Origin of the sequence: Variovorax paradoxus EPS (genome assembly GCF_000184745.1) — a bacterium.
Lineage (GTDB): Bacteria > Pseudomonadota > Gammaproteobacteria > Burkholderiales > Burkholderiaceae_C > Variovorax > Variovorax paradoxus_C.
On sequence record NC_014931.1, the window covers coordinates 2,409,316 to 2,436,285 of the forward strand.

General features: G+C 66.8%; 26 protein-coding genes. 20 read left to right on the forward strand and 6 right to left on the reverse strand.

What is annotated here, in order from left to right; translation table 11 throughout:
- Nucleotides 1-4 precede the first annotated feature (4 nt).
- The 3 genes from VARPA_RS11120 to VARPA_RS11130 all read left to right on the forward strand — a co-directional run bounded on the left by VARPA_RS11120 (nucleotide 5) and on the right by VARPA_RS11130 (nucleotide 2,702).
- Complete coding sequence (locus VARPA_RS11120; protein WP_013540657.1) at nucleotides 5-961, forward strand: alpha-E domain-containing protein; 957 nt, start codon at nucleotides 5-7, stop codon at nucleotides 959-961.
- Between the two features lie 140 nt (nucleotides 962-1,101).
- Nucleotides 1,102-2,040, forward strand: coding sequence for a hypothetical protein (locus VARPA_RS11125; protein ID WP_013540658.1), 939 nt, complete (start codon nucleotides 1,102-1,104; stop codon nucleotides 2,038-2,040).
- Nucleotides 2,041-2,054: 14 nt separating this feature from the next.
- Entirely contained in the window at nucleotides 2,055-2,702 is a 648-nt protein-coding gene (locus VARPA_RS11130; protein WP_013540659.1) for a hypothetical protein, read from the forward strand.
- A 47-nt stretch (nucleotides 2,703-2,749) separates the two neighbouring features.
- On the opposite strand, the gene VARPA_RS11135 is transcribed toward VARPA_RS11130, so the two are convergent.
- Complete coding sequence (locus tag VARPA_RS11135; protein WP_013540660.1) at nucleotides 2,750-4,465, reverse strand: phosphoethanolamine transferase; 1,716 nt, start codon at nucleotides 4,463-4,465, stop codon at nucleotides 2,750-2,752.
- Nucleotides 4,466-4,641: 176 nt separating this feature from the next.
- On the opposite strand from VARPA_RS11135, the gene VARPA_RS11140 reads away from it, so the two are divergent.
- Nucleotides 4,642-5,106 carry an SH3 domain-containing protein gene (locus tag VARPA_RS11140; RefSeq protein ID WP_013540661.1) on the forward strand — a complete coding sequence of 155 codons (465 nt, stop codon included), beginning with the start codon at nucleotides 4,642-4,644 and terminating at the stop codon, nucleotides 5,104-5,106.
- 13 nt (nucleotides 5,107-5,119) lie between these two features.
- On the opposite strand, the gene glpK is transcribed toward VARPA_RS11140, so the two are convergent.
- Nucleotides 5,120-6,619: a glycerol kinase GlpK gene (gene glpK, locus VARPA_RS11145; RefSeq protein WP_013540662.1), complete on the reverse strand. Its 1,500-nt coding sequence runs from the start codon at nucleotides 6,617-6,619 to the stop codon at nucleotides 5,120-5,122.
- Nucleotides 6,620-6,643: 24 nt separating this feature from the next.
- On the reverse strand, nucleotides 6,644-7,414 hold the full coding sequence (locus tag VARPA_RS11150) for a DeoR/GlpR family DNA-binding transcription regulator (RefSeq protein WP_013540663.1): 771 nt from the start codon (nucleotides 7,412-7,414) through the stop codon (nucleotides 6,644-6,646).
- A 132-nt stretch (nucleotides 7,415-7,546) separates the two neighbouring features.
- Here VARPA_RS11150 and glpD point away from each other — a divergent pair, with 132 nt between their 5' ends.
- The 16 genes from glpD to VARPA_RS11230 all read left to right on the forward strand — a co-directional run bounded on the left by glpD (nucleotide 7,547) and on the right by VARPA_RS11230 (nucleotide 22,892).
- Nucleotides 7,547-9,217, forward strand: coding sequence for a glycerol-3-phosphate dehydrogenase (glpD, locus tag VARPA_RS11155; protein WP_013540664.1), 1,671 nt, complete (start codon nucleotides 7,547-7,549; stop codon nucleotides 9,215-9,217).
- On the forward strand, nucleotides 9,217-10,290 hold the full coding sequence (locus tag VARPA_RS11160) for an ABC transporter ATP-binding protein (protein WP_013540665.1): 1,074 nt from the start codon (nucleotides 9,217-9,219) through the stop codon (nucleotides 10,288-10,290). Before glpD ends, VARPA_RS11160 begins: the two co-directional genes overlap by 1 nt.
- Nucleotide 10,291: 1 nt before the next feature.
- Nucleotides 10,292-11,362: an ABC transporter ATP-binding protein gene (locus VARPA_RS11165; RefSeq protein ID WP_013540666.1), complete on the forward strand. Its 1,071-nt coding sequence runs from the start codon at nucleotides 10,292-10,294 to the stop codon at nucleotides 11,360-11,362.
- Nucleotides 11,359-12,249 carry a carbohydrate ABC transporter permease gene (locus VARPA_RS11170; RefSeq protein ID WP_013540667.1) on the forward strand — a complete coding sequence of 297 codons (891 nt, stop codon included), beginning with the start codon at nucleotides 11,359-11,361 and terminating at the stop codon, nucleotides 12,247-12,249. Before VARPA_RS11165 ends, VARPA_RS11170 begins: the two co-directional genes overlap by 4 nt.
- Complete coding sequence (locus VARPA_RS11175; RefSeq protein WP_013540668.1) at nucleotides 12,246-13,058, forward strand: carbohydrate ABC transporter permease; 813 nt, start codon at nucleotides 12,246-12,248, stop codon at nucleotides 13,056-13,058. Before VARPA_RS11170 ends, VARPA_RS11175 begins: the two co-directional genes overlap by 4 nt.
- Nucleotides 13,059-13,070: 12 nt before the next feature.
- The gene (locus tag VARPA_RS11180; protein WP_013540669.1) at nucleotides 13,071-13,379 is read left to right on the forward strand and encodes a DUF2160 domain-containing protein; all 309 of its coding nucleotides are present in this window, start codon (nucleotides 13,071-13,073) and stop codon (nucleotides 13,377-13,379) included.
- Between the two features lie 89 nt (nucleotides 13,380-13,468).
- Nucleotides 13,469-15,199: an ABC transporter substrate-binding protein gene (locus tag VARPA_RS11185; protein ID WP_013540670.1), complete on the forward strand. Its 1,731-nt coding sequence runs from the start codon at nucleotides 13,469-13,471 to the stop codon at nucleotides 15,197-15,199.
- 266 nt (nucleotides 15,200-15,465) lie between these two features.
- A complete protein-coding gene (locus tag VARPA_RS11190; RefSeq protein WP_041942857.1) occupies nucleotides 15,466-16,398 on the forward strand; it encodes a hypothetical protein in 933 nt (310 codons plus the stop codon).
- Entirely contained in the window at nucleotides 16,388-17,524 is a 1,137-nt protein-coding gene (locus VARPA_RS11195; RefSeq protein WP_013540672.1) for a beta-ketoacyl-ACP synthase III, read from the forward strand. Before VARPA_RS11190 ends, VARPA_RS11195 begins: the two co-directional genes overlap by 11 nt.
- Before the next feature lie 2 nt (nucleotides 17,525-17,526).
- Complete coding sequence (locus VARPA_RS11200) at nucleotides 17,527-17,922, forward strand: hypothetical protein (protein WP_013540673.1); 396 nt, start codon at nucleotides 17,527-17,529, stop codon at nucleotides 17,920-17,922.
- The gene (locus VARPA_RS11205; protein ID WP_013540674.1) at nucleotides 17,919-18,899 is read left to right on the forward strand and encodes a BtrH N-terminal domain-containing protein; all 981 of its coding nucleotides are present in this window, start codon (nucleotides 17,919-17,921) and stop codon (nucleotides 18,897-18,899) included. Before VARPA_RS11200 ends, VARPA_RS11205 begins: the two co-directional genes overlap by 4 nt.
- Nucleotides 18,900-18,902: 3 nt before the next feature.
- Nucleotides 18,903-19,811 (forward strand): ABC transporter ATP-binding protein, encoded by a 909-nt coding sequence (locus VARPA_RS11210; RefSeq protein WP_013540675.1) that lies wholly within the window; start codon nucleotides 18,903-18,905, stop codon nucleotides 19,809-19,811.
- Nucleotides 19,812-19,828: 17 nt separating this feature from the next.
- Entirely contained in the window at nucleotides 19,829-20,986 is a 1,158-nt protein-coding gene (locus tag VARPA_RS11215; protein ID WP_013540676.1) for an ABC transporter permease, read from the forward strand.
- Between the two features lie 49 nt (nucleotides 20,987-21,035).
- Nucleotides 21,036-21,266: an acyl carrier protein gene (locus VARPA_RS11220; protein WP_049794401.1), complete on the forward strand. Its 231-nt coding sequence runs from the start codon at nucleotides 21,036-21,038 to the stop codon at nucleotides 21,264-21,266.
- Nucleotides 21,267-21,291: 25 nt separating this feature from the next.
- Nucleotides 21,292-22,365 (forward strand): beta-ketoacyl synthase N-terminal-like domain-containing protein, encoded by a 1,074-nt coding sequence (locus VARPA_RS11225; RefSeq protein ID WP_013540678.1) that lies wholly within the window; start codon nucleotides 21,292-21,294, stop codon nucleotides 22,363-22,365.
- Nucleotides 22,362-22,892: a hypothetical protein gene (locus VARPA_RS11230; RefSeq protein ID WP_013540679.1), complete on the forward strand. Its 531-nt coding sequence runs from the start codon at nucleotides 22,362-22,364 to the stop codon at nucleotides 22,890-22,892. Before VARPA_RS11225 ends, VARPA_RS11230 begins: the two co-directional genes overlap by 4 nt.
- A gap of 20 nt (nucleotides 22,893-22,912) precedes the next feature.
- Here the strand turns inward: VARPA_RS11230 and VARPA_RS11235 are convergent, their stop codons facing one another.
- From VARPA_RS11235 to VARPA_RS11245, 3 genes are read right to left on the reverse strand one after another with little or no spacing between them, the layout of a single operon-like run.
- Complete coding sequence (locus VARPA_RS11235) at nucleotides 22,913-23,545, reverse strand: N-methyl-D-aspartate receptor NMDAR2C subunit (protein WP_041943518.1); 633 nt, start codon at nucleotides 23,543-23,545, stop codon at nucleotides 22,913-22,915.
- A gap of 12 nt (nucleotides 23,546-23,557) precedes the next feature.
- On the reverse strand, nucleotides 23,558-24,658 hold the full coding sequence (gene mltB, locus VARPA_RS11240) for a lytic murein transglycosylase B (protein WP_013540681.1): 1,101 nt from the start codon (nucleotides 24,656-24,658) through the stop codon (nucleotides 23,558-23,560).
- 53 nt (nucleotides 24,659-24,711) lie between these two features.
- Nucleotides 24,712-26,733, reverse strand: coding sequence for a transglutaminaseTgpA domain-containing protein (locus VARPA_RS11245; protein WP_013540682.1), 2,022 nt, complete (start codon nucleotides 26,731-26,733; stop codon nucleotides 24,712-24,714).
- Between the last annotated feature and the right edge of the window lie 237 nt (nucleotides 26,734-26,970).

Sequence of the window (26,970 nt, forward strand, 5' to 3'; positions counted from 1 at the left end):
AACGATGCTTTCGCGCACCGCCGATCATCTCTACTGGATGTCCCGCTACACCGAGCGCGCCGAGAACACCGCGCGCATGCTCGACGTCAACTACCAGACCTCGCTCCTGCCGCAGTCGGCCGAAGTGGCCAAGTACGGCTGGCAGGGCGTGCTGTCGATCAGCGAACTGCTGCCGCTCTACAACAAGAAGTACGAGCAGATCACGCCCAACGAGGTGATGGAGTTCATGGTCAAGGACGAGAGCAATGCCTCATCGATCGTCTCCTGCCTCAAGGCCGCGCGCGAGAACGCGCGTGCCGTGCGCGGCGCGCTCACCACCGAAGCCTGGGAAACGCAGAACACGACCTGGCTCGAAGTGAACCGCATGCTGCGCCAGGGCGACTTCGAGCGCGACCCCGGCCAGTTCTTCGAATGGGTCAAGTTCCGCTCGCACCTCTCGCGCGGCGTGACGCTGGGCACCATGCTGCAGGACGAGGCCTTCTACTTCTCGCGCCTGGGCACGTTCCTCGAACGCGCCGACAACACCGCGCGGCTGGTGGACGTGAAGTTCCATGCGCTGAACAGCGAGTTCTTCGGCGCTGCCACCGAGGAAGACCAAGAGTACGACTTCTATCACTGGAGCGCGATCCTGCGCAGCGTCTCGGCCTTCGAGGTCTACCGCAAGGTCTACCGCGACGTGATCAAGCCCGAGCGTGTGGCCGAGCTCCTGATTCTTCGCGCCGACATGCCGCGCTCGCTGCATGCCAGCCTGGCCGAGGTCGTGAGCAACCTCGCCAAGGTGCAGAACGAGCAGAGCGCCGAGACGCAGCGCCGCGCCGGCAAGCTGCTGGCCGACCTGCAGTACGCACGGGTCGACGAGATCCTGGCGACGGGGCTGCATGCCTACCTCACGCAGTTCCTCGATCGGGTGAATGAGCTGGGTGGGCGCATCAGCCAGGACTTCCTCGTCCCGGCGCATTGAGCAGAGCCAATCCGTCCGGCGTGGAGGTTTCCTGTGCCGACGGCGGAACGCCGCGGCACAGGTAGTTTCACCAGTGTTGGAAATTTGAAGTGCCTCCGTATCATTCTTATTACATTTGGGTGAACAAAAGGGAGGATTCAATGCGATTGCCATCGACGCGCCTGCTGCGCGTTTTCATGTTGTTTTGCGTGACGACGATGCTGGGCGCCTGTGCGATGCCCATGCGAATTGGACTGAAGCCCGAGGACAGAAGCAAGATCACGGCGCTTGCGGCCCATGTTGTCGTGGTGCAGGACGAGGTGATCGCCGCGGTCCACGCGCCCAATGCCGGCGCAGCTTCAGGTGGAGGGTTGATCGGCGCCATGATCGATGCATCGATCGCCAACAGCCGCGTCAAGGAGTCCCAGCAGGCGCTTGGTTCCTTCTATACCGTGATCGAGGACGTCGACTACCGCAAGGAGTTCAACGAAGCGATCCGCAGCGAACTGGCCAACTATCAGATCAAGGTGGCGACGGTCACGACCACACCACGCGCCCTGAACATGGACATCCTTGCCAAGCTGCGCAACCAGCTTCCGCCGGGCCAGGCCTTGTTGCTGATCTATCCGCGCTATTCATTGACGGCGGATTTCCGGAACTTCGATTCGGAGTCGCAGGTGTCGATGTGGGCCCGCTCGGACAGCCCCAGTGCGGCAGGCGGGACGAACACCCCGATTCAGCGCAGCGTGCTGTACTTTCAATCGCAATCCGTCGGCACGGGCGGCAGGAAATCGCTGGACCTCTGGGGAGCGCAGAACGCGGAGCTGTTTCGCAGCGCCATGCGCGAGTCGATCACAGAGACCTTGCGCATGGCCATGATCGATCTCGACGTGGCGGCGGAGCCTGCGGCCAAGGGAGGAAATCTCGAAGAGTTCTCCTTCAACAATGGCGTGATCACTACGAAGCTGAAGGGTCAGGTCGTGAAGAACGGCGACACCCGCGCGATCCTGCTTGCAAGCGACCAGAAGCTCTACTCGCTGCCGAGGACAAGCACTTCCGCGAGTGCAGCCGCAAGCACGAGCACGGCTGCCGCTAAATGACTGCAGGTGAAAACATGAAAAAGAATGCCTCCGCTGGCCTGCGCATTGCCGCTGCACTGTTCTTCGTTGTCACGTCTTCTGCCTCGGCAACGACCACCGACTACGGTGCGAAGATCGACATGAAGTACGACCGGGGCGCGCGCGAAACCTTCGCACTCGAACCCTACAGGAGCACTTGCCCGGTCCACATCGTGCTCACGGAAGACGCTCGGCAGAACAAGGAAACCATCGGGCAGTCGGGAAGCGGCGCACTCCTGGCCGGTGGCGTCAGCCGCTGGGTGGCCGATGGCCTTGGCGCGCTCAAGGACTACGGTTACGTGGTCGATGAAACCAAAAGCCTGGAGCCACCGGCTACGGGCATTACGGTCAAGACCAGCCTGACCCGTGCCTACACATGGCACCTGAGCGTCAAGATTTTCAGCATGGTCGCACTCAAGGCCCAGTTCATCGACCGCAACGGCGTGCTTCAAGAGAAGTACTACCGCGCCCACGGGGACAAATCGAACATGTGGGGCGCGGACTCGGAATACGTGACCACGCTTAACTACGGCTTGAACAACCTTCTGCCAGCCGTTGCGCGCGACCTGCAGTCACTGTGCAAGGGACAGAAGGTCGAGTCGTACACCTATTCCGGGCCAGAGGAAATCGTCAACAGGAAGTAGAAGCCGCAGGCAGGCAAGCGCGGACAGATGGCAAATCTGCGGCGTCGCTAGCGTGAAAACGACTCGACGGCCACCGGAATCGCCGGCGCCAGCCAACGGTAGGCATCGCCCAGCACATTGCGCTCCGGCACCTGCCCGCTCCACTGGATCTTGAGCAGGTCCATCAGTGCCCACCCGGTCCAGTCCGCGCGAAAGGGCTGCTGCTGCGCGGCGGCGTTCGGCAGCGGCTCCCGGTTGCGCCAGATGATCGTCGGAATGCGGTAGCCCGAAGCGGTCGATGGGCTGTGGCCCGCGCGGTCGCTGCCGTGGCCGACCTCCTGGCCGTGGTCCGACAGATACATCCAGGCGCGGTCCTCGGCCGGCTTGCCGGCGCTGCGCGTCTGTTGCAAAAGCTCGGACACCACGAAGTCGTGATACAGCAGCGCCGCGTCGTACTCCTGGCGAAAGCGGCGCACCCAGGCCGAGCGGCCGTCTTTCACGAGGCCGTTCTCGACCGCATCGACGTCGTCGTCGAACGGGTTGGCGTTCTCGGGAAAGCGCAGGCTGTAGTGCGGGTGCGCGCCCATCAGGTGGACCACGATGAGCTTGCGGTCGGTGCTCGTGTCCGCAAAGGCTTCCTGCACGCAGTCGAGGATCTCGCCGTCCAGCGACGCGCTGGCGCGGCCCGGCGTGCGGTTGACCATGTCCACCACATCGGCCAGGCGCGCATGCTGCTGCTCGATGGCGAGGTCGTCGTGGTTGCTGATCCACCAGACCTTGTAGCCGGCGGCGCGCGCCAGCGCCAGGAGATGCGGCGGGTTTTCGCTTTCGGGCAGGCCGAAGTGAAACATGTTGCGCAATGCGGGCAGGGTGCTCGCATCCACCGACCACGCGTTCTTCAGCACCGCCATCTGCTCGCCGGCCTGCGCCTTGTGCGTCAGGAGGCGCGGCGTGGTCGGGCGGCCGTAGCCGTAGAGCGCCATGTTGTCGCGGTTGATGCTGTCGGTAATGACCAGCACCACCGTCGACGGGCCGGCCTGCAAGGCGACGGGGGCGATGGCCTTCGCCTGCGCCATCAAGCGGTCGCGCACCTTCTCCTGACCGGCCCATGCGGCGCGCTGCGCGTGCACCGACTGCGACCAGCCGGCCCAGAAGATCGCAGGATGCAGCCGGCGCCACGGCTTGCTCGCATAGGCCACGCAGGCGACCAGCAAGAGAACGAGCACCAGCGATCGGACCCAGAAGGGCGACCGCGGCGCGCGCACCGAAGACGCACCCGCATCGACGACCGCACCGCGCCGCGCGAACATGCCCACGAGCACGCCGGCCACCGCGAGCGCGCCCGACCAGATGACCGCGGAGCGCCAATGCATCCACAGGTATTCCGTGCTCTCGCGCGCATTGGTGTTGGCCGCGGCGCCGAGCACCATCGCGCCATCGGGCGCAGCCTGGTAGGTGTCGAGCAGGTAGGCGCGCACCGCGGCGTCGAGCGCAAAGCCCATGGCCCAGAGCCACACGAGCACTGTGCGCACATTTCGCATCCGCGCACTGCGCAATGGCCATGCAAGCCACAGCACCATCGGCGAGGCGAGCACCGCGAGCTGGGCTATGCGGCGGCCGTCGTGGCCGAGCGCGATCAGTGCAAGCAAGGTGGCGCCGACCACGCCGCAGGCGAGCAGGGCGTTGTGGCGGGAGGTGCGCCGCGGGGCGGTTGTGTCAGAGGAGGAAGAAGTCAAACGAGACGGCGCAACAGTCGAAGGCGTGCGGATTCTGCGTCCGCGCATGCGCTGCAAGGCCCAGTGTCCCGATGCCCGAGGGGGCCATGGCAGCCGCGAGTCGGGGATGAGTCGGGGATATCCCTCACGGAACTTATCGCGCTCGATGGTCCCAGACGGGCTCGCCCGGCAAGGCTCGACCTCGCCGGAAACTCCCGATCCTCCTAGAAAGGAACCCTCTCTCCATGTCCAGATTCAGCCGCCTGCCCGCGCTCCTGCTTGCCTTCGCCCTCGCCTGGATGGCCTTGCCTTCCGCGTCGGCCGCACCCCAAAGACAGATGGTCAGCGCCGCGGTCGGCACACTGAACATGCGCACCGGCCCGGGTCAGCGCTACGAATCCCACTGGACCGTGAGCAAGGGCTATCCGTTCCGCGTCATCGGCCGCAAAGGCAGCTGGCTGCATGTCAGCGACTTCGAGAACGACAAGGCCTGGATCTACCGGCCGATGACGAATAAGACGCCGCATCACGTGGTGAAGGCGAAGGCGGTCGTGCTGCGCAGGTCGCCGAATGCGCGCAGCCCGGTCGTGCGCCGCGCAGCCTACGGCGATGTGCTGCGAACCCTGCAACGCCGCGGCGACTGGGTCAAGGTCACACACGAAGGCGGCGGCACCGGATGGGTGGCGCGGCGCCTCGTCTGGGGCTGGTAGCCGGCAAGGCGCCTCAGGTCGCCGTGGCCTGACGCACGGCGCGCTCCCAGCGCGCCATCGATTCCTCGGCCTGCGCGCGGCCCATCGTCGGCAGGAAGCGGCGCTCCACCTTCCAGAGCTTCGAGAGTTGGCGCGCATCGGTGTAGACGCCGGTCGACAACCCCGCGAGGTACGCAGCGCCGAGCGCGGTGGTCTCGATGACTTCGGGCCGCACCACCGGAATGCCCAGCAGGTCGGCCTGAAACTGCATCAGCAGGTCGTTGACGCTCGCGCCCCCGTCCACGCGCAGCTCGGCGACCGGCTTGCCGCCCGCGGCCACCGCATCGCGGCTCATCGCCTGCAGCAGCGCGGCGCTCTGGTACGCGATGCTTTCGAGCGCGGCACGCGCGATGTGCGCGACGGTCGTGCCGCGCGTAAGGCCGGTGATCGTGCCGCGCGCATCGGCATCCCAGTAGGGCGCGCCGAGGCCGGTGAAGGCCGGCACCATCATCACGCCGCCCGCATCGGGCACGCTCTCGGCCAATGACTGCACTTCCGCGCTGCCCTTGATCGCCTTGAGCCCGTCGCGCAGCCACTGCACGACGGCGCCGCCGACGAACACGCTGCCTTCCATCGCGTACTGCGGCGTCGCATCGACCTGCGCGGCGCTCGTCACGAGCAGGCCGTTGTGCGAGGGCTGGAATGCGGCGCCCGTGTGCATCAGCAAAAAGCAGCCGGTGCCATAGGTGTTCTTGGCCATGCCGGCCTCGAAGCAGGCCTGGCCGAAGAGGGCACTCTGCTGGTCGCCCGCCACGCCGCCCACGGGCAGGCTGTGGCCGAGGAGCGCGGCATCGGTGTCGACGAAGTGCGAGCTCGAAGGCTGCACCTTGGGCAACAGCGCGGCGGGAATCTTCAGCGCGGCGAGCAGGTCGGCGTCCCACTCGTTCGTGTGCACGTTGAAGAGCATGGTGCGCGAGGCGTTGCTCACGTCGGTCACATGCACCTTGCCGCCGGTGAGCTGCCACATGAGCCAGCTGTCGACGGTGCCGAAGGCCAGCTCGCCGCGCTCGGCCTCGGCGCGGGCGCCGGGCACGTTGTCGAGCAGCCAGCGCAGCTTGGTGCCGGAGAAGTACGCGTCGATCACGAGGCCGGTCTTCTCGCGGATCGTGTCCGTCATGCCTTCGTCGCGCAACTGCGCGCACAGGGGCTCGGCGCGGCGGTCCTGCCAGACGATGGCGTGGTGCACCGGCTGGCCGGTCTTTCGGTTCCACAGCACGGTGGTCTCGCGCTGGTTGGTGATGCCGATGGCGTGGATGTCGGTGGGCTTGAGCTTCGCCTTCACGAGCACTTCGCGCGCGGTGGCGAGCTGGCTGCGCCAGATTTCCATCGGGTCGTGCTCGACCCAGCCGGGCTGCGGGTAGATCTGGGTGAGCTCCTTCTGCGCGATGGCGACGATGTGGCCTTCGCGGTCGAAGACGATGCTGCGGGAGCTGGAGGTGCCCTGGTCCAGGGCGAGGAGGTAGGTAGTCGTCATTCTTCGAATCTCGTTGCTTGTCTGCTAGTGGCCGCGCGCGATTTCGAGGCGCACCTGCGCCGCATGCAGCAGGTCGGCGAAGGGCGCGGGCGGTGCGGCGTCGGTGAAGAGCCGATCGATCTGCGAGAGCGTGCCCAGTTGGATCATCGCCGGCCGGTTGAACTTGCTCGCATCGGCCGCGAGCCACACCTCGCGCGCCTGCGCAATGATGGTCTGCGCGACCTTCACCTCGCGCAGGTCGAAGTCGCGCAGCGACCCGTCGGCCTCGATGCTCGAAACGCCGATGAGCGCGATGTCCACCTTGAACTGGCGGATGAAATCGATGGTGGCCTCGCCCACGATGGCGCGGTCGCGCGCACGCACCGAGCCGCCGGCCACGATCACTTCGCACGAGCTGTTGCCGCTCAGGATGGTCGCGACGTTCAGGTTGTTGGTGATCACGCGCAGGCCCGTGTGGCGCATCAGCGCCTTGGCGATGGCCTCGGTGGTGGTGCCGATGTTCAGGATCAGCGAGCAGTCGTTGGGCACCAGCTCGGCCACGCGCTGGGCGATGCGCGCCTTGCCTTCGGCATTCAGGGTTTCGCGCTGCTGGTAGCCGATGTTCTCGGTGGTCGAACTCGGCATGCGCACGCCGCCGTGAAAGCGCGTGAGCAGCCCCTCGTCGGCCAGCCGCTGCACGTCGCGCCGCACGGTCTGCAGGGTCACGCCCAGCATGTCGGCGAGTTGCTCGACGGTGACGGAGCCGCGCGTGCGCACGGTGTCCAGGAGGTTGATCTGGCGCGGGTTGGAATTCACAAAAGCGTCGTGGAGTGCGTGAAGACTGCGGGGTAGTGCAGGGGAGGGTACAGGGCGCGTCACTTTAAAGCGAACCAAAACGAACGCGACTAAGGGAAAACTCGGAGGAAAATCGCGCCAAAAGGAATCCAAATGAAAAAACACGAAAATACAATGGCGCCCTTCAGTGACCAAAGTCACGCTTCTACGGACCCATTGCCTGTGAGCGATTCCTCCTCCCATCCGCCGCTGCCCACCACCGATTGCGACGTGCTGATCGTTGGCGGTGGCATCAACGGCTGCGGCATCGCACGCGACCTCGCCGGCCGCGGCTGGCGCGTTGTGCTGTGCGAGAAGGACGACCTCGCTTCGCACACGTCGTCCTCTTCCACCAAGCTGATCCACGGCGGCCTGCGCTACCTCGAGTACTACGAGTTCTCGCTCGTGCGCAAGGCGCTGCAGGAGCGCGAGGTGCTGCTCAAGAGCGCACCGCACATCATGTGGCCGCTGCGCTTCGTGATGCCGCACGACCCGTCGATGCGGCCGGCCTGGATGATCCGCATCGGCCTCTTCATGTACGACCACCTCGCCAAGCGCGAAGTGCTGCCGGGCTCGCGCAGTGTCGATTTGCACAAGCATGCGGCCGGCAAGCCGCTGAAGAACCAGTACAAGCGCGGCTTCATCTATTCCGACGGCTGGGTCGACGACGCGCGCCTCGTGCTGCTGAATGCGCTCGATGCGAAGGCGCGCGGCGCCGAGGTGCTCACCCGCACCCGCTGCACCCATGCACGGCGCGATGCCGACGGCTGGACCGCCACGCTCGAAAGCCCGCAGGGCACACGCACCGTTCGCGCCCGCGCCGTGGTGAATGCCGCCGGGCCGTGGGCCGAATCGTTCTTGCGCGGCGTCGCGCAATCGGCCAAGGGCGAATCGCTGGCCACCAAGAGCCTGCGCCTCGTGAAGGGCAGCCACATCATCGTGCCGCGCCTGTTCGAGCACGACCACGCGTACATCTTCCAGAACCCCGACAAGCGAATCATCTTCGCCATTCCCTACCAGGACGAGTTCACGCTGATCGGCACCACCGACATCGAACTGAACGGCGACGACCCCGGCGCCGCGCGCATCGCGCAGGAAGAAATCGACTACCTCTGCACCCAGGCCAGCCGCTATTTCGAGAAGCCCATCGTGCCGGCCGACGTGGTGTGGACCTACTCGGGCGTGCGCCCGCTGCTGGACGATGCCTCGGGCGACCCGTCGGCCGTCACGCGCGACTACATGCTGGAGTCGAACACCACCGCCGCGCCGCTGCTGTCGGTGTGGGGCGGCAAGATCACCACCTTCCGCAAGCTCGCGGAAGACGCGGCCGACGAGGTCGGCAAGATGCTGGGCCAGTCGAACGCGCAGCGTCCCGCGTGGACCGACGGCGCGTTCCTCGCCGGCGGCGACCTCTCGGCATGGATCGGTGCTCCCAAGCGCCCCGACGACGACTTCGAGCGCTTCGTGTCGGCCGTGCAGGCGAAATACCCGTGGCTCTACGGCAAGCTCACGCGCCGCCTCGCGCGCGCCTACGGCGCCCGGGTGTCCGAACTGCTCGGCGATGCGAAGTCGCTCGCCGACCTGGGCCCCGCGGTGGCGCCCGACCTGCACGAACGCGAACTGCGCTTCTTGCAAACCCATGAGTGGGCCGTGAGCTCGGATGACGTGCTCTGGCGCCGCTCCAAGCTCGGCCTGCACTACACGCCGGCCGAGCGCGAACAGGTTGCGGCCTGGCTCGAAGCCAACGCGAAGAACAACGACAAAGTGGAAGTGGAGGTGAGCTGATGCAGCTGACTCTGGAGCGCGTCACCAAGAAGGTCGGCGCGCAGACATGGCTCTATGAACAGGGCATCGCCCCCAAGAGCGGAGCGGTGACGGTGCTGCTGGGCGCCACGCAGGCCGGCAAGACCAGCCTGATGCGCCTGATGGCGGGGCTGGACACGCCCACCACGGGCAAGGTGCTGGTCGATGGCAAGGACGTGACCGGCATGCCGGTGCGCGAGCGCAACGTCGCGATGGTCTACCAGCAGTTCATCAATTACCCGTCGCTCAAGGTGCGCGACAACATCGCCTCGCCGCTCAAGCTGCGCGGCGAGAAGAACATCGATGCACGCGTGAAGGCGCTGGCCGACAAGCTGCACATCGGCATGTTCCTCGATCGCCTGCCGGCCGAGCTTTCGGGTGGCCAGCAGCAGCGCGTGGCGCTGGCGCGCGCGCTCGCCAAGAACGCACCGCTGATGCTGCTCGACGAGCCGCTGGTGAACCTCGACTACAAGCTGCGCGAGGGCCTGCGCGAAGAGCTCACCCAGCTTTTCGCCACCGGCGACTCGACCGTGATCTACGCGACGACCGAACCTGGCGAGGCGTTGCTGCTCGGCGGCTACACCGCGGTGATGGATGCGGGCGAACTGCTGCAGTACGGCCCGACCGCTGAGGTGTTCCATGCGCCGCAATCGCTGCGCGTGGCGCGTGCCTTCAGCGATCCGCCGATGAACCTGTTGGCCGCCACCGCAACCGCCGGCCAGGTGCAGCTCGCAGGCGGCCCGGCGCTGGCGATGGCCTTGCCCGAAAGCGTGTCGGGCGCGGTCACGGTCGGCCTCCGCGCGAGCGCGCTGAACGTGAATGCGGGCGAGGGCGACATCGCCTTGCCCGGCAAGGTCGAGCTGGCCGAAATCTCCGGCTCCGACACCTTCGTGCACGTGCACACCGCGGTGGGCGAACTGGTGGCGCAGCTCACCGGCGTGCATCGCTTCGAGCTGGGCGCTTCGATCACGCTGTACTTCAGCGCGTCGCAAGCCTATGTGTTCGATGCCGGCGAAAAGCTGGCGCTCGCGCCTGCATGGCGCAAGGGAAACTGAGATGGCACGCATCGATCTCGACCTGGCCCACGCCTACCGCCCCAACCCCACGCAGGACAGCGATTACGCGCTGCTGCCGTTGAAGATGAGCTTTCGCGACGGCGGCGCCTACGCCTTGCTCGGCCCTTCGGGCTGCGGCAAGACGACCATGCTCAACATCATCTCGGGCCTGCTCGTGCCCTCGCATGGCACGGTGACCTTCGATGGCCGCGACATGACGCGCGCCACGCCGCAGGAGCGCAACATCGCGCAGGTGTTCCAGTTCCCGGTGATCTACGACACCATGACCGTGGCCGAGAACCTCGCGTTTCCGCTGCGCAACCGCAAGGTGCCCGAAGACCAGATCAAGAAGCGCGTCGGCGAGATCGCCGAAATGCTCGACATGAGCGGCCAGCTCAACCAGCGCGCGGCGGGTCTTGCGGCCGACGCCAAGCAGAAGATCTCGCTGGGCCGCGGCCTCGTGCGCAGCGACGTGTCGGCGGTGCTCTTCGACGAGCCGCTCACCGTGATCGATCCGCACCTGAAGTGGCAGCTTCGCCGCAAGTTGAAGCAGATCCATCGCGAGTTGAAGCTCACGCTGATCTACGTGACGCACGACCAGGTCGAGGCGCTCACCTTCGCCGAAGAGGTGGTGGTCATGACGCGCGGCAAGGCCGTGCAGGTGGGCAGCGCCGAGGCGCTGTTCGAGCGGCCGGCCCACACCTTCGTCGGTCACTTCATCGGCTCGCCGGGCATGAACTTCCTCTCGGCCACCAGCGCGAACGGCGCGCTCGAAGTGGCGGGTACGCCGCTGGTGCCGACGCGCGAGCTGCCGCAGGGCGCGCTCAAGATCGGCATTCGCCCTGAATACCTGCGGCTGTCGAACGCCGGTGCCGCGGGTGCCGTGCCGGCGGTGGTCAAGCAGGTGCAGGACGTCGGCACGCACGCGATGCTGAGCGCCGAAGTCGACGGCATCGTCGTCAAGGTGCGGCTGCACTCCGACGACGAGCCGCCTGCAGTTGGAGACACGGTGTGGCTGCGCGTTCTGGACACGCACACCTGCTATTACAAGGACGAGGAACTGGTCGCATGAACGCCACCAACAAACCCATCAATCAAAAGGCCTGGTGGCTCGTGCTGCCGGTGCTGATCTGCGTGGCCTTCTCGGCCATCGTGCCGCTGATGACGGTGGTCAACTACTCGGTGCAGGACATCATCTCGCCCGAGCGCCGCGTGTTCGTGGGCACCGAATGGTTCGCTTCGGTGATGCGCGACGACGAGCTGCACCAGGCGCTGTGGCGCCAGCTGGGCTTCTCGCTGTCGGTGCTGCTGGTGGAGATTCCGCTGGGCATCGGCCTCGCGCTCTCGATGCCGGCCAAGGGATGGAAGTCGTCGGCGGTGCTGGTGGTGGTGGCGTTGTCGCTGCTGATTCCATGGAACGTGGTCGGCACCATCTGGCAGATCTACGGCCGTGCCGACATCGGCCTCCTGGGCCATGCGCTGCAGACCCTGGGCATCGACTACAACTACACCGGCAATGCGACCGATGCCTGGCTCACCGTGCTGGTGATGGACGTGTGGCACTGGACGCCGCTGGTGGCACTGCTCTGCTATGCCGGCCTGCGCTCGATTCCCGACGCCTACTACCAGGCCGCGCGCATCGACGGCGCCAGCAAGTTCGCGGTGTTCCGCTACATCCAGCTGCCCAAGATGCGCGGCGTGCTGATGATCGCGGTGCTGCTGCGCTTCATGGACAGCTTCATGATCTACACCGAGCCCTTCGTGCTGACGGGCGGCGGGCCAGGCAATGCGACGACCTTCCTGAGCCAGTACCTCACGCAGAAGGCCGTGGGGCAGTTCGACCTCGGGCCGGCGGCGGCGTTCTCGCTGATTTATTTCCTGATCATCCTGTTGTTCTGCTTCGTGCTCTACAACTGGATGCAGCGGGTCGGTACGCAAGAAGTGGAGAAAGAACAATGAACGAAAAACGCTTCCACAAGCGCAGCATCTTCCTGGTGCTGTACATCCTGTTCGCGCTGTTGCCCATCTACTGGATGATCAACATGAGCTTCAAGACGAACGAGGAGATTCTCTCGAGCTTCTCGTTCTTCCCGCAGCACCTGACCTGGGCGAACTACGCGCGCATCTTCACCGACGAGTCGTGGTACTCGGGCTACATCAACAGCCTGATCTACGTGGCGATCAACACGGTGATCTCGCTCGCCGTGGCGCTGCCGGCGGCCTATGCGTTCTCGCGCTATTCGTTCCTCGGCGACAAGCACGTGTTCTTCTGGCTGCTGACGAACCGCATGACGCCGCCCGCGGTGTTCCTGCTGCCGTTCTTCCAGCTCTACAGCACGGTCGGCCTGATGGACACGCACCTGGGCGTGGCGCTCGCGCACCTGCTCTTCAACGTGCCGCTGGCGGTGTGGATTCTCGAAGGCTTCATGAGCGGCATTCCGCGCGAGATCGACGAGACGGCGTACATCGACGGCTATTCGTTCCCGCGCTTCTTCGCAACGATCTTCCTGCCGCTCATCAAGGCGGGCGTGGGCGTGGCGGCGTTCTTCTGCTTCATGTTCAGCTGGGTCGAACTGCTCTTGGCGCGCACGCTCACGAGCGTGAATGCCAAGCCCATCGTCGCGACGATGACGCGCACGGTGAGCGCCTCGGGCATGGACTGGGCGACGCTCGCGGCAGCCGGCGTGCTCACCATCGTGCCGGGCGCGATCGTGATCTGGTTCGTGCGTCACTACATCGCGAAGGGTTTCGCGATGGGGCGCGTTTAAGGAGGTCGAAAGATGTTCGACTGGATGGTCTGGACCACCCCGGTGGCCGTGTTCTTCATCTGCATCGCGCTCATGCTGGTCGGCATGACGGTGTGGGAATTCAAGTCGCCCACCACGATGCGGCGCGGCTGGCTGCCGATTGCCACCACGCGCGGCGACCGGCTCTTCATCGGGCTGCTCTCTGCGGCCTACGTGAACCTGATCTTCATCGGCCTGGCCGGCAAGTTCCAGGAATGGATGAGCCTGGAAGCCGAGCCCTCGATCTGGATCAGCTTCGTGCTGTCGATGTTCGTGCTCGCGCTGGTGATGCGCAAAGGTTAGCCCTACCAATTTCGCAAACGCGTCCGGCTCTCCGCCTCCCCGGAGCCGCGATGAAAAAACCGGGGAAGCACAACCGAGGAGACACATTCATGAAGATGCGCTACACGGCATTGGCAATGGCAGCGGCGATGTTCGCCGCGCACGGTGCTTGGGCCGCAGAGCCCGAAGCCAAGAAATGGATCGACAGCGAGTTCCAGCCGTCGACCCTGAGCAAGGACCAGCAGGCGGCCGAGATGAAATGGTTCATCGATGCGGCCAAGAAGCTGCAGGCGAAGGGCGTCAAGGAAATCTCGGTCGTGTCGGAGACCATCACCACGCACGAGTACGAATCGAAGACGCTGGCCAAGGCCTTCGAGGAAATCACCGGCATCAAGGTCAAGCACGACCTGATCCAGGAAGGCGACGTGGTCGAGAAGCTGCAGACCTCGATGCAGTCGGGCAAGTCGATCTACGACGGCTGGATCTCCGACTCCGACCTGATCGGTACGCACTACCGCTACGGCAAGATGATGAACCTGACCGACTACATGGCCGGCGCGGGCAAGGAGTGGACCAACCCGGGCCTCGACCTGAAGGACTTCATCGGCACCAAGTTCACCACCGCGCCCGACGGCAAGCTCTACCAACTGCCCGACCAGCAGTTCGCCAACCTCTACTGGTTCCGCGCCGACCTGTTCGCGCGCAAGGACCTGAAGGACAAGTTCAAGGCCAAGTACGGCTACGAGCTGGGCGTGCCGCTCAACTGGAGCGCGTATGAAGACATCGCCGAGTTCTTCAGCGTCGATGTGAAGACCATCGACGGCAAGCCCATCTACGGCCACATGGACTACGGCAAGAAGGACCCGTCGCTCGGCTGGCGCTTCACCGATGCGTGGCTCTCGATGGCCGGCACCGCCGACATCGGCAACCCGAACGGCATGCCGATCGACGAGTGGGGCATCCGCGTGGCCGACGACAAGTGCACGCCCGTGGGCGCCGCCGTCTCGCGTGGCGGTGCGACCAATTCGCCGGCCGCCGTGTACGCGCTCACCAAGTACATCGACTGGATGAAGAAGTACGCGCCCAAGGAAGCCATGGGCATGACCTTCGGCGAATCGGGTCCGGTGCCGGCGCAGGGCCAGATCGCCCAGCAGATCTTCTGGTACACGGCCTTCACCGCCGACATGACCAAGAAGGGCCTGCCGGTGGTGAACGAGGACGGCACGCCCAAGTGGCGCATGGCGCCCGGCCCGAACGGCCCGTATTGGAAGCAGGGCATGCAGAACGGCTACCAGGACGTGGGTTCGTGGTCGTTCTTCAATGGCCATGACGCCAACAAGACGGCAGCCGCCTGGCTCTACGCCCAGTTCGTGACCTCCAAGAGCGTCTCGCTCAAGAAGACCATCGTGGGCCTGACCCCGATCCGCGAATCGGACATCCAGAGCAAGGCCATGACCGACATGGCGCCCAAGCTGGGCGGCCTCGTCGAGTTCTACCGCAGCCCGGCGCGCGTGGCATGGACGCCCACCGGCACCAACGTCCCCGACTATCCGAAGCTCGCGCAGCTCTGGTGGAAGAACGTGGCCGAGGCCGTGACCGGCGAGAAGACCCCGCAGAAGGCAATGGACAACCTGGCCGACGAGATGGACGCCGTGATGGCACGCCTGGAACGCGCTGGCATGGCCCATTGCGCGCCCAAGCTCAATGCCAAGGGCGACCCGAACAAGTGGCTGAGCGACCAGCACGCACCGTGGAAGAAGCTGGCCAACGAAAAGCCGAAGGGCGAGACCATCGACTACAACAAGCTGCTGGGCGCCTGGAAGGAAGGCAAGGTGCGCTGAGCGCGCGCCTGCCCGAACAGCCTGATCCATCAGTGAAAGGGGCCGCGCCGAAGGGTGCGGCCCCTTTTTTGCTATTGGGACTATGGGGAATAACACGGGCCGCGCCCCGGTCGTGGGATCGGCGCGACGGCATGACCAATGGCAGATGCGTTTTGCCAATGCTTGGCTTACATTCGACGGCCCTCGAAACCGCCCACCCAGTGACCTCCAGCTCTCCCAGTTCTTCCAGCTCTGCAAGCCCCGTCGTCCGCCCCAAGCGCGTCCTGGTGATCCACTACTCCCAATCCGGGCAGCTCGACAGCGTCGCCGAGCAGATCGTCGCGCCGCTGCGGGCCGACCCGGCCATCCAGGTGCACGAGGAAACCCTGCGTCCGCTGGCGCCGTTTCCATTCCCCTGGCCCTTCATCACCTTCTTCGACGCTTTTCCGGAATCGGCCCACCTGAAGCCGCCGCCGCTCGCACCGCTCTCGCTCACGGGCGACGAGGATTTCGACCTCGTCATCCTCCCGTACCAGGTGTGGTTCCTGGCGCCATCGCAGCCGGTCACCGCGTTCCTCAAGCATCCGCTGGCCGCACGGCTGCTCAAGGGCAAACCCGTGGTCACCGTCATTGCCTGCCGCAACATGTGGCTGCTGGCGCATGAAAAGCTCAAGGGCATGCTCGACGACGTGGGCGCGCGCCTCATCGACAACGTGGTGCTGACCGACCCCGGCCCGACGCTCGCCACCTTCTTCACCACGCCGGCGTGGCTCATATGGGGCCGCAAGCGCGGCTTCTGGGGCATGCCCGATGCGGGGCTCAGTGCTGCGCAGATTCGCAGCTCGGGCCGCTTCGGTCGTGCGCTGCGCGATGCGCTGCATGGCGACCTGGAGCGCGGCACCGCGCCGCTGTTGGCGGGCCTGGGCGCAGTGCAGGCCAATGCGCGCCTGCTCATCAGCGAGAAGGCCGGCACCCGCAGCTTCTTCCTATGGGGCAAGCTCATCATGGCGGCCGGCGGGCCCGGCGCCTGGGCGCGCAAGCCGCTGCTGTTGCTCTATGTGGTGTTCCTGCTCGCGCTCATCGTCACGGTCGTGCCGGTGAGCCTGACGCTGCAGGCGCTTTTGCGACCTTTGTTCAAGGGGTGGCTGACTAAAATGACGGCCCAATTCGAGTGCCCGTCGGGCTCCGCCACGGACCGCTCCTATCTCTATGACGATTGATGTCTTCCTGACCCGCACCGCCGCCTTCCTGCCCTTTTCCCCGGTCAGCAATGAAGACATCGAAGAAGTGCTCGGTCGTATCGGCGGCAAGGCGTCGCGCGCGCGGCGGCTGATTCTTCGCAGCAACGGCATCCAGTCGCGCCACTACGCCATCGACCGCGCCACCGGCCAACTGGCCATGACCAATGCGCAGCTCACCGCCTCGGCCATTCGCGGGCTGGGCGACGACATCGGCCCGGTCGACTGCCTCGCCACCGGCACCTCGCTCCCCGACCAGCTCATGCCCAACCACGCGGTGATGGTGCACGGCGAACTCGGGTGGCCGCGCCTCGAAGTGGTGGCCTGCGCGGGCATTTGCCTCGCGGGCACAGCGGCGCTGAAGCACGCATGGCTCTCGGTGCGCTCGGGCGATGCGCGCCGTGCGGTCGCCACGGGCTCGGAGCTGGCATCGGCAGTGATGCGCGGCTCGCGCTTCGAGGCCGAGCTGGAGCACAAGCTCGAAGCGCTCGAAGAACGGCCCGAGCTGGCCTTCGAGAAAGACTTCCTGCGCTGGATGCTGTCCGACGGCGCGGGCGCGGTGCTGCTGGAGCGCGAGCCGCGCGGGCCGCTCTCGCTGCGCATCGACTGGATCGACCTGTCGTCCGCCGCGCACGAACTGCCGGTGTGCATGTACGCCGGTGCCGACAAGAACGCCGAAGGCGGCCTCGACGGCTGGGCTCGCACCGACGCCGCCGACTGGCACCGCGACTCGACCTTCGCCGTCAAGCAGGACGTGCGCCTGCTCAACGACAACATCGTGCGCGCCACGTTGGCCGAGCCGCTCGCCGCCGTCATCGAGAAGCGCGGGCTCAAGGCGGCGGACATCGACTGGTTCCTGCCGCATCTCTCGTCGAACTATTTCGTCGAGCCGGTGAGCCGCTGCCTCGACGCCATGGGCTTCTCGATTCCGCGCGAGCGCTGGTTCAGCAACCTCGCGCGCAAGGGCAACACGGGGTCGGCATCGCCGTACATCATGCTCGACGAGCTGTTCCGTTCCGGGCGCATCCAGCCCGGTCACAAGCTGTTGATGTTCGTTCCGGAGAGCGGTCGCTTCTCCAGCGGCTTCATCTATATGGAAGCGGTGTAGCCATGGACCTCGACGCTGTTCCGCAAGAGGGCAACGCGACCCTCGACGGCCATTCCAAGCTGATGTACGCACGAGATGCACAAGGCCGCGTCGTCACCACCACCTCGCGCGGCTGGGAAGCGGAAGAGATCGTCACCAGCCACGCGGTCGACGTGCTGGTCGAGCAGGCGAAGGAAGCGAAGGAGCGGGCGAAGACCGGGCTCGCATCGCCGCTCGAATACTGGATGTACGAGCGCCGCATGGACGTGGCGCTGCTCTCGCAGACCAGCGGCTTCTGGCAATGGCGCGTGCGGCGCCACCTGCAGCCGCGGCATTTCTCGGCGCTGTCCCAGGCGCACCTGGCGCGCTATGCCGAGGCGCTGGGCCTTCCGATTTCCACCTTGCAGGCCGTGCCGTGAACTTTCAACATCAACAGGCGGCGCACTGCGAAAGCGGCGTGATCTCCAGCCTCATGCGCCACCACGGCGCGCCGATGACCGAGAGCATGGCGCTGGGCCTGTCGTCGGCGCTGTCGTTCGCGTACCTGCCGTTCATCAAGCTGTCGGGCCTGCCGCTCATCTCGTACCGCATGCCGCCCAAGGCCATCATCAAGGGCCTGCTGGCACCGATGGCCGCGCGCTTCAGCTTCGAGACCTTCCGCAGTCCCGAGGCCGGGCAGCAGCGGCTCGATGCGCTGCTGGCCGACGGCCGGCTGGTGGGCCTGCAGACCTCGGTCTATTGGCTGCCGTACTTTCCGCCGAACATGCGCTTTCACTTCAACGCGCACAACCTCCTGGTCTACGGCAAGGACGGCGACGACTACCTCATCAGCGACCCGGTGTTCGAGGAGCCCGTGCGCTGCGCGAGCGCCGACCTTGCGCGCGCGCGCTTCGCCAAGGGCGTGCTAGCGCCCAAGGGCCTCATGTACTACCCGCAGGCCATCGATCGCAAGGCGGTCGATCCGGCCTCGGTGACCAGGGCCATCCGCAAGACGGTGCGCAACATGCTCGCGCCCATTCCCATCGTCGGCGTGCGCGGCATGCGCACGCTGGCCAACCGGATGCAGCGGCTGTCGGCCACCGATCCGCGCAGCGTCGATTTCATCGGCCACCTCGTGCGCATGCAGGAAGAAATCGGCACCGGCGGGGCGGGCTTTCGCTTCATCTACGCGGGCTTCCTGCAAGAGGCCGCGCAACTGCTCGGCAAGCCGCAGCTCACGCAGATGTCGGAGCGGCTCATTGCCATCGGCGACGACTGGCGCGCCTTCGCGCTCAAGGCGGCGCGCATGGTGAAGGGGCGTGAGCCCGTCGATCCGGCTGCGCTCGCGGGCAAGCTGCGGGAGCAGGCGCAGCAGGAAGAGACGTTCTTTCGCGATCTGAAGGCTGCCGTCGCCTGAACAATGCTTGAGCTGAAGAATCTCGGACACCGCTACCCGCACGCCACGGCCCCCGCGCTGGCCGATGTCTCGCTCGCCGTGCCGCGGGGCTGCGTGCTGGGGCTGCTCGGTCCGAACGGCGCGGGCAAGACCACGCTGATCTCGCACCTGTCGGGCGCGCTCGCCGTGCAGTCGGGCGAGATCCTGATCGACGGCCAGCCGCTGCGGCAGGTGCGCGCGAAAACGCCCACGCGCATCGCGGTCGCGCCGCAGGACCAGGCCTTCTATTCGATGCTCACGGTGGCCGAGAACCTTGCGTGCTTTGCTGCGGCGAGCCGGCTCTCCGGTGCGCGGAAGCGCGAGCGGATCGACGCCTGCATGCACTTCTCGCAGCTCGATTCGTTCGCTGGCGTGCGTGCCGACCGGCTCTCGGGCGGCCTCAAGCGCCGGCTGAACCTTGCCATCGCGTTGCTGCCCGAGCCCGAACTCATGCTGTTCGACGAGCCGACCGTCGGCGTCGATCCGCAGTCGCGCGCGTTCATCCTCGATGCGATCAAGAGCCTCGCGCAAGCCGGTGCGGCGGTGATCTACGCCTCGCACTACATGGAAGAGATCGAGGCCATCGCCGATCGCGTTGCCATCCTGGACCATGGCCGCGTACTGCGTGAAGGGTCTCTCGACGATCTGCTGTCCAGGAGTGCGATGCTCCTGACGCTGGCCGCCGACGGGCTCGACATGGACATGTTGTCGCGCTTCGGCACGGTGGAGCAGGGGGCCGCGCAGTGGCGCATCCACCTGAATCCCGGCAGCGGCCCCGGCCCGGTGCTGGCGGCACTCGAAGCCTCGGGCATCGCGGTGCGCCACGCCGAGTTCGGCCGGCATGATCTCGAGCAACTCTTCATGGCCCTCACGCATCGTTCATTGCGCGACTGAAAGACAGACCGAACTTCATGCTGCCCGCGCTCATCAAGAAGGAACTGCTCGCCCTCGTGCGCGACATGCACGGCCTCGCCGTGCTGTTCCTGATGCCGATGGTCTTCATCGTGCTGATGTCGCTCACGCTCAAGGACATCTACCGCCCGCCGCTCGCCGAGCTCACCTACGCGGTCGATGCGCGCGACACCGCGACGCCGGCCAAGTGGCTGCTGCAGATCTGGCAGCGCAGCCACGGTGCGCCGCAGCCGCTCGGCGCGGACTGGCAGGAGCGCCTTCGCAACGGGTCGCTCAAGTACGTGATCGTGCTGGAGCCGGGCCTGTCGGAAGAACTGGAATCGGCCGCGCTCTCGACCAAGGCGCACATCCGGCTGCTGGCCGAGCCGGGCATCGACGCCAATCTCTTCAATGCACTGCGCGCGGAACTCATCGGCGCATCGGGCGAGCTGAAGGCGCGCCTCGCGCTGGCCGCGCCCGGCACCGCCAGCCCGGCGCCCGACGCTTCCATCCAGGCGATGGTGCAGGCCGAGCGCTTCTCGACCGCCGGCCCGCGGCCCACTTCGGTGCAGCAGAACGTGCCGGCGTGGCTCGTCTTCGGCATGTTCTTCGTGGTGGCCTCGCTCTCCAGCCTGTTCGTGCAGGAGCGCGGCTCGGGCGCGCTCGGCCGGCTGCAGAGCCTGGGCGTTTCGCGCACGATGCTGCTGGCGTCCAAGGCCTTGCCGTACCTGGGCGTGAACGCGCTGCAGGCGCTGCTCATGCTCGCGGCCGGCATCTGGCTCATGCCGCTGATCGGGGGCGATGCGCTCTCGCTCGCGGGCATCCATTGGGCCGCGTTGCTGCTGTCGCTCGCGGCCGTGAGCCTTGCCGCGGTGAGCCTGTCGCTCGCGCTGGCATGCCTCGTGCGAACCCATGCGCAAGCGGCTACGCTCGGACCGATGGTCAACGTGCTGATGGCGGCGGCAGGCGGCATCATGGTGCCCAAGTTCGTCATGCCGGGCTTCATGCAGCGGCTGGTCGAGGTCTCTCCGATGAACTGGGGCCTCGAGGCGCTGCTGACCGTGCTGTTGCGCGGCGGCGGCGTGGCCGATGCATTGCCGCAGGTCGGTCGGCTGGTCGCGTTTGCGGCCGCCATGTTCCTTCTCGCAGTCTTTCTGTTTCGCAGGCGCACATCGTGAGTACCCCGTGAGTAGCGTGACCCCTGAATTCATAGCCAGCCTCAAGGCGATGGTGCTCGAAGCCGTCGAGCGGGACGCGCCCCCCGGCGGCCTCGGCGACGACGAGCCCCTGTTCGGCCCCGAGGCCCGGCTGGACCTCGACTCGCTCGATGCACTGCAGGTCTCGATGACCATCCAGCAGCAGTTCGGCGTGCGCATGCCCGACAGCAAGGAAACGCGCCGCGCGCTCACCTCCATCGCCCATCTGGCGGAACACCTCGTGCAGGCGGGGAAAGCATGAGCGCAGCAGCGCCAGGAGTGCGCCCATGAACGGCGGCGTTTACCTGAGTTCTACCGGCCTTGCCTGTGTGCTCGGCAACGACATGCCCGGTGCGCTCGACGCATTGCGGCGCGGCGGTGTGCCGCCGACGCCGGTGAGCATCGCCAAGGGGAATGGCTGGCCGGTCTACAAGCTGCCGCGTCAGGAAGGCAACTGGCTGGAGCGGGTGCGGCGCACCGCGCGCAACGTCGTCGCACAGACCGGGGAATGGGGCGATCGCAGCGCGCCGCTCTTCGTCGCATCGTCCTCGCTCGACATCGGCTACATGGAGTACGCGAAGCCGGACCTGCGGCTCGGTGGCGACCTGCAGGATTTCGCCACCGTCGTCTCCGAGGCGCTCGACTGGCGAGGTCCGGTCTTCACCATTTCCACGGCCTGCACCTCGGCGCTGAACGCCGTGCTGGCGGCCGCCGACCTCATCAGGAGCGGCGGCGCCGACGAGGCGCTGGTGCTCGGCGCCGAGCTGGACAACCGCTTCACCGCGGCCGGTTTTCGCGCGATGCAACTGCTCGCACCGGGCAACGCCCAACCCTTCGGCGCGGAGCGCAGGGGGCTGGTGCTGGGCGAAGCCGTGGCCGCGCTGCGCCTCTGCGCGCGGCCGTCCCGCTGGCGCATCACGGGCGGCGCGAACGTGGTCGACGGGCGCAACCCGTCGGGCACCGAGGCCAGCGCCGTGCGCGCCATGTGCCAGGCGGCGCTCGCGCAGAGCGGGCTGCGGCCGGAAGACATCGACCTCATCAAGGTTCAGGCCGCGGGCAGCCCGGTCAACGACGCGATCGAGGTGGAAGCGCTCAAGCAGGTGTTCGAGCAATTGCCGCCGCTGGTGTCGCTCAAGTCGTCGCTCGGCCACACGCTCGGCGCGGCGGGTGCCGCCGAGCTGGCCCTCCTGGTCGGCTGCATCGAGGGCGGCGCCTGGCCCTCGACCGACTATCCGCTGGACGAGACGCTGGGCATCACGCTGAGCGCCGAGCCGCCCGTGAAGCTGCGCAACATCCTGCTCAACGTGGTCGGCTTCGGCGGCGGGCATGCCTCGTTGCTGCTGAAGGATTGCCAGGCATGAGCGCTTTGCCCAGAGATATCGCCATGAATGCCGGGATCGAAACCGTCTGGCGCACCGTCGCCCATTTCGTCGTTCATCCGCCCCCCGCGGAATGGCGCGACCAACTGGCACGTCGCCTGGGCCGTCGGCCGCGCCGCGTCGGCCTGTGGACCGAGCTGGCGATGTTCGGCGCGCGCCGCTGTCTCGACATCGCGGACGAAGCCGCGCTGCCGCAGGGTGCGCGCCTGCGCGTCGCCAGCAAACGCGGCGCATGGGGCGCCACCTACACGGGGCTGGAGCAGCTCGACGCGGGCCTTCCGATGCCGTTCACCTTCATGCAGAGCCAGCCGGCGCTGATGCTCGCCGAGGTCGGCCGGTGCCTCGAATGGCAGGGCGACGCGAGCTTCATGCTGTGCCGCGATCCCGAGCGCCTGCTGCAGTTGGCGAAGCTGGGCGCTTCGAGCGACGGCCTGCTGTTCGGCCTCGTCGAAGAAGAGCGCAACGAGGAATTGCCGCGCACCGAATGGTGGCGGCTGATGCCGGCCTGAGCCTTCGCGCTGCGAGCCGGTCAGCGCCGCGGCGCTTGGGAAATGGACTGCTGGAGGTTGGTGCGCGCGCGGGCCTCGAGCAGCGCGTGCATCCGGGGCGTGGCGTAGATGGCGTCGCGATCGAGAAAGCGCTGCAGGATTGCGCGTCGGCGCGGCAGGCGCACTTCGTCGGGCACGAAGGCGTACTCGGCGTGGACCTGGCGCTCGTATTCGGCAAAGCGCGCCGGCTCGGCACCGAGGATGGAGAGGTCGATGTCGATCAGCAGTTCTGCATCGCGACCTTCGGGCACTGCATCGTGGCGCGTGGTCATCACGAGGGAATGAATACGTTCGGCCGCTTCGTCGCTCGCACCCGCAGCCCGCACAGCTTCACGCGCCCAGTCGGCGCTGAGTGCTTCGTTGTCGTGCGCGTGCACGTCGTAGATCGCGTCATGGAACCAGAGGGCGAGCGCCACTTCGCCGGGGCGTTCGGCCAGCGCTTTCTCGCGCTCGAACCAGGCGAGGCATTCGCAGAGGTGCTGCATCGTGTGGTAGTGGCGTTGCGGCTCGCCGTAGCGGCGCTGCAACTCGGTGCAGAGCGCCAGGTCGGGCGCTTCGACGCCCAGGGCGCGCCAGGCCCCGGTCCAGTTCGCAAGCAGCGCCTCGGGCGTCATCATGGGTGAGCGCTATTGGTCCATGGCGGCCTTGACCTCCTGGCCGAGGTCGAGCACCGACATCGCGTAGTAGCTGCTCCAGTTGTAGCGCGTGATCACGTAGAAGTTGCGCGTGCCCGCCACGTAGGTCGGCGGTGCGTCGGCGCCGTTCTGCAGCTCGACGAGCGCGAGCAGGCCCTTGTGGCGGATGCCTTCGCCCTCGGGCACCGCACCTGCGGCCACGAAGCTGTCGGCGCTGAAGGTGGGGAGGATGTCGGGTGCGAGCAGCAGCGACTTCTTCAGCCGCGCTTCCTCGAAATGCACCGGGTAGGTGGCGGGCATGCCGGGCGTCCAGCCGAAGCCCTTGAAATAGCTCGCGACCGAGCCGATCACGTCGGCAGGGTTGTTGACCAGATCGATGCGGCTGTCGCCATCGAAATCGACCGCGTACTTGGCGATGCTGCTGGGCATGAACTGCGGCATGCCCATGGCGCCGGCGTAACTGCCGAGGGGAACGAGCGGGTCTTCGGCGGTGCGGCTCTCGGTGCTGAGAAAGCTTTCGAGCTCGCCGCGGAAGAAGGCTTCGCGCTCGGCCGCGCGCGGATGGCCCTGCGGGAAATCGAAGGACAGCGTGGCCAGCGCATCGATCACCCGGAAGTTGCCCATGTTGCGGCCGTAGATGGTTTCCACGCCGATGATGCCGACCACGATTTCGGGCGGCACGCCGTACACCTGCTCGGCGCGCGCCAGCGTGGCCGCGTTGTCGCGCCAGAAGCGCACGCCGGCCGCGATGCGCACCGGGTCGATGAAGCGGCTGCGGTAGGTCTGCCAGTTCTTTACCGTGCCCACCGGGCCGGGCAGCATCAGCCGCGGCACGTTGGGCAGGAAGCGCGCGCTGCCGATGGTGGCGCGCACCCATTCGCGGTCGAGGCCGCGGCGTGCGGCCACGTCGTCCGCGAACTGCATCGCGTCGTCGCGCGTGGCGTAGGGGGTACTGCCGCGTACGGGGCTCGAGGCGCCGCTGCGGGTGCTGGCGGATTTCTGGGCCGAAGCCCCTGTGGAACCTACGCAGCAAGCAATGAGAAGAACGATGGCGGCGGAGGCGCGAGAGGGCTTGGGAAGAAGGAATCGCATCGGCCGATTGTGCCGCCCGCCCGCGCGGGGCTGCCGGCGGGACACATGTGGTTTCAGCCGCGTGGATTTGCGACAGGCCAGGCGAGCCGCCGGAACTCCGCGCGCAGGGCCGCGAGCGTTTCGGGCGCAGCCTCTGCATAGCGCTGTGCCTCGAGCTTGAGCAGCCAGTCGCGCACCGGTCGCGCGGCGGGGCCGAAGCGTGCATCGGCCTGGGCGGCCATCTGGCGCGGCGGGGCGGTCTCGGGCACCGCGAGGCCGGCTTTCGCGAGGCGCGCGCGGGCCTGGCCGAGAAGGCGCAGCCACGGGTCGTGCCGGCTGCGTTCCCAAAGCGTCCAGCCCGCGCCGGCCAGACTCGCGGCGATGACCAGATAGAGCAGCACATAGGCCAGGTCTTCCAGACTCGGCGCGTCGAAGCCGAGGTTCTTCAGCAGGTTCAGCTGGCGGCTCTGCGTGTAGCTGAGCACCCACTGGTTCCAGCCGTTGTTCACCGCCTCCCAGGCGGCGCGCAGGTTCTGCACCAGCGTTGGGCTCATTGCGCCGATGGCGCCGGCGAAGAGACCCGGCTGCGGCACGAGCCGCTGCAACTGGCCGATGCGGCCGGGCGCCACGGAAGCCGTGGGGTCCACGCGCACCCAGCCGGCGCCTTCCTGCCAGACCTCGGCCCAGGCGTGCGCGTCGCGCTGGCGAATGATCCAGTAGTTGTCGATGCTGTTGAGCTCGCCGCCCTGGTAGCCCGTCACGATGCGCGAGGGAATGCCCAGGTTGCGCATCAGCACCACGAAGGCCGAGGCGATGTGCTCGCAGAAGCCCTCCTTGCGATCGAACCAGAACTCGTCGGCCGTGTCGTTGCCGTAGAGGCCGGGCTCCAGCGTGTAGGTGTAGCCGCCGGTGCGCAGGCGTCGCAGCGCGGCCTGGACGAGGGCGGGCGTGGCGGCACCGGCCAGTGCGGGGTCGTTGCGCATTTCCGCCGCGAGCGCCGCGGTGCGCGGGTTCGTGCCGGGCGGCAAGGCGAGGTAGGCCTGCAACTGCCCGCCCATGCGCCGCACCGGACCGCTCTGGAATTGCGGATGGCTCTCCGCGCGATAGCGCAGCAGGTCGGTGACGGGGCGGTTCGAGAGCCACTGCAGGTCGGGCGTACCCATGACTTCGAGGCCGGGGGCTTCGGGCGCCTTCTGCGCTGCATCGAGCGTCAGCAGCCAGGGGCGGTTGCTGGGTTCGAGCGTGACCTCATAGCGCACCGGCTCGCCGGTCACCCTCAGGTTGGCAGCGCCTTGGCCGCCGCGTGCCCATGCTGGCAATGCCGACCACTCGCGGCCATCGAACTGCCCGAGCACCGGGCCGCGAAAGTAGAGCTGGCTCTGCGGCGGCGAGCGATCGCCTTCGAACTTTATGCGCGCCGCGATGCTGTCGTCCAGCGCCAGCTCGGCGATGGTGCCGACGCGCATCGTGTTCGAGAGCCCCATGCGCCCGGCCATCGCATCGCTCGGCGTGCCCCAGAGCGGCGCGAAGCGCGGGAACAGCAAAAACAGCGCGAGCATGATCGGCGCGCCGGCCAGGGCCATCCATCCGGCCGTGCGCGCGGCCTGCAGCAGCGACGGTTTGCCTACGGGCATGTGCGCGTTGACCAGGGCCGTGAGCAGGCCCAGCAGCGCGAGCAGCATCGTGAAGGCCGTCAGGAGCGACTGCGAATAGAAGAAGTTCGTGAGCATCGCGAAGAAGCCCAGGAAGAAAACGACGAAGGCGTCTCTGCGGGCGCGCAGCTCCAGCGTCTTGAGGGCCAGCAGGATCACGATCAGCGTGACGCCGGCGTCGCGGCCGAGCAGGGTGCGGTGGGTGGCGTAGGTGCCAGCCAAGGCCAGCGCGAGGAGGGCGATTCGCCACCATTTGCCGGGGAGCGGGCGGGCCTCGATGGCGAGCGAGCCGCGCCAGAGGAGGACCAGGGCTGTCAGGGCTGTGCACCACCAAGGCAGGTTTTCTACTTGCGGCAGGACGATCAATGCGATGACTGTCAGCAGGAAGAGGGTGTCTCTTGCATCCCTTGGGAGGGCTGCGAGCTTGAGCATCAGCTTGTTCATGCGGGGTGCCCCTGGCGGGGGGCTGAGGCCGGGTCTCGCCCCGGCGGGCGACTCACTTTCTTTTGCTTCGCCAAAAGAAAGCAAGCAAAGAAAAGGCGACCCCGCTGGCTGCGACCCCTGCGCTTCGCTACGGGGCAACCTGCGGTGCTCGCGGTTCGCGGGGTCTCGCCGAACTCGCTGCGCTCAGACAGCGGCGAGCCCTGATCCGCGAACCGCTGCGCTCCTCGGCGCAGCCAG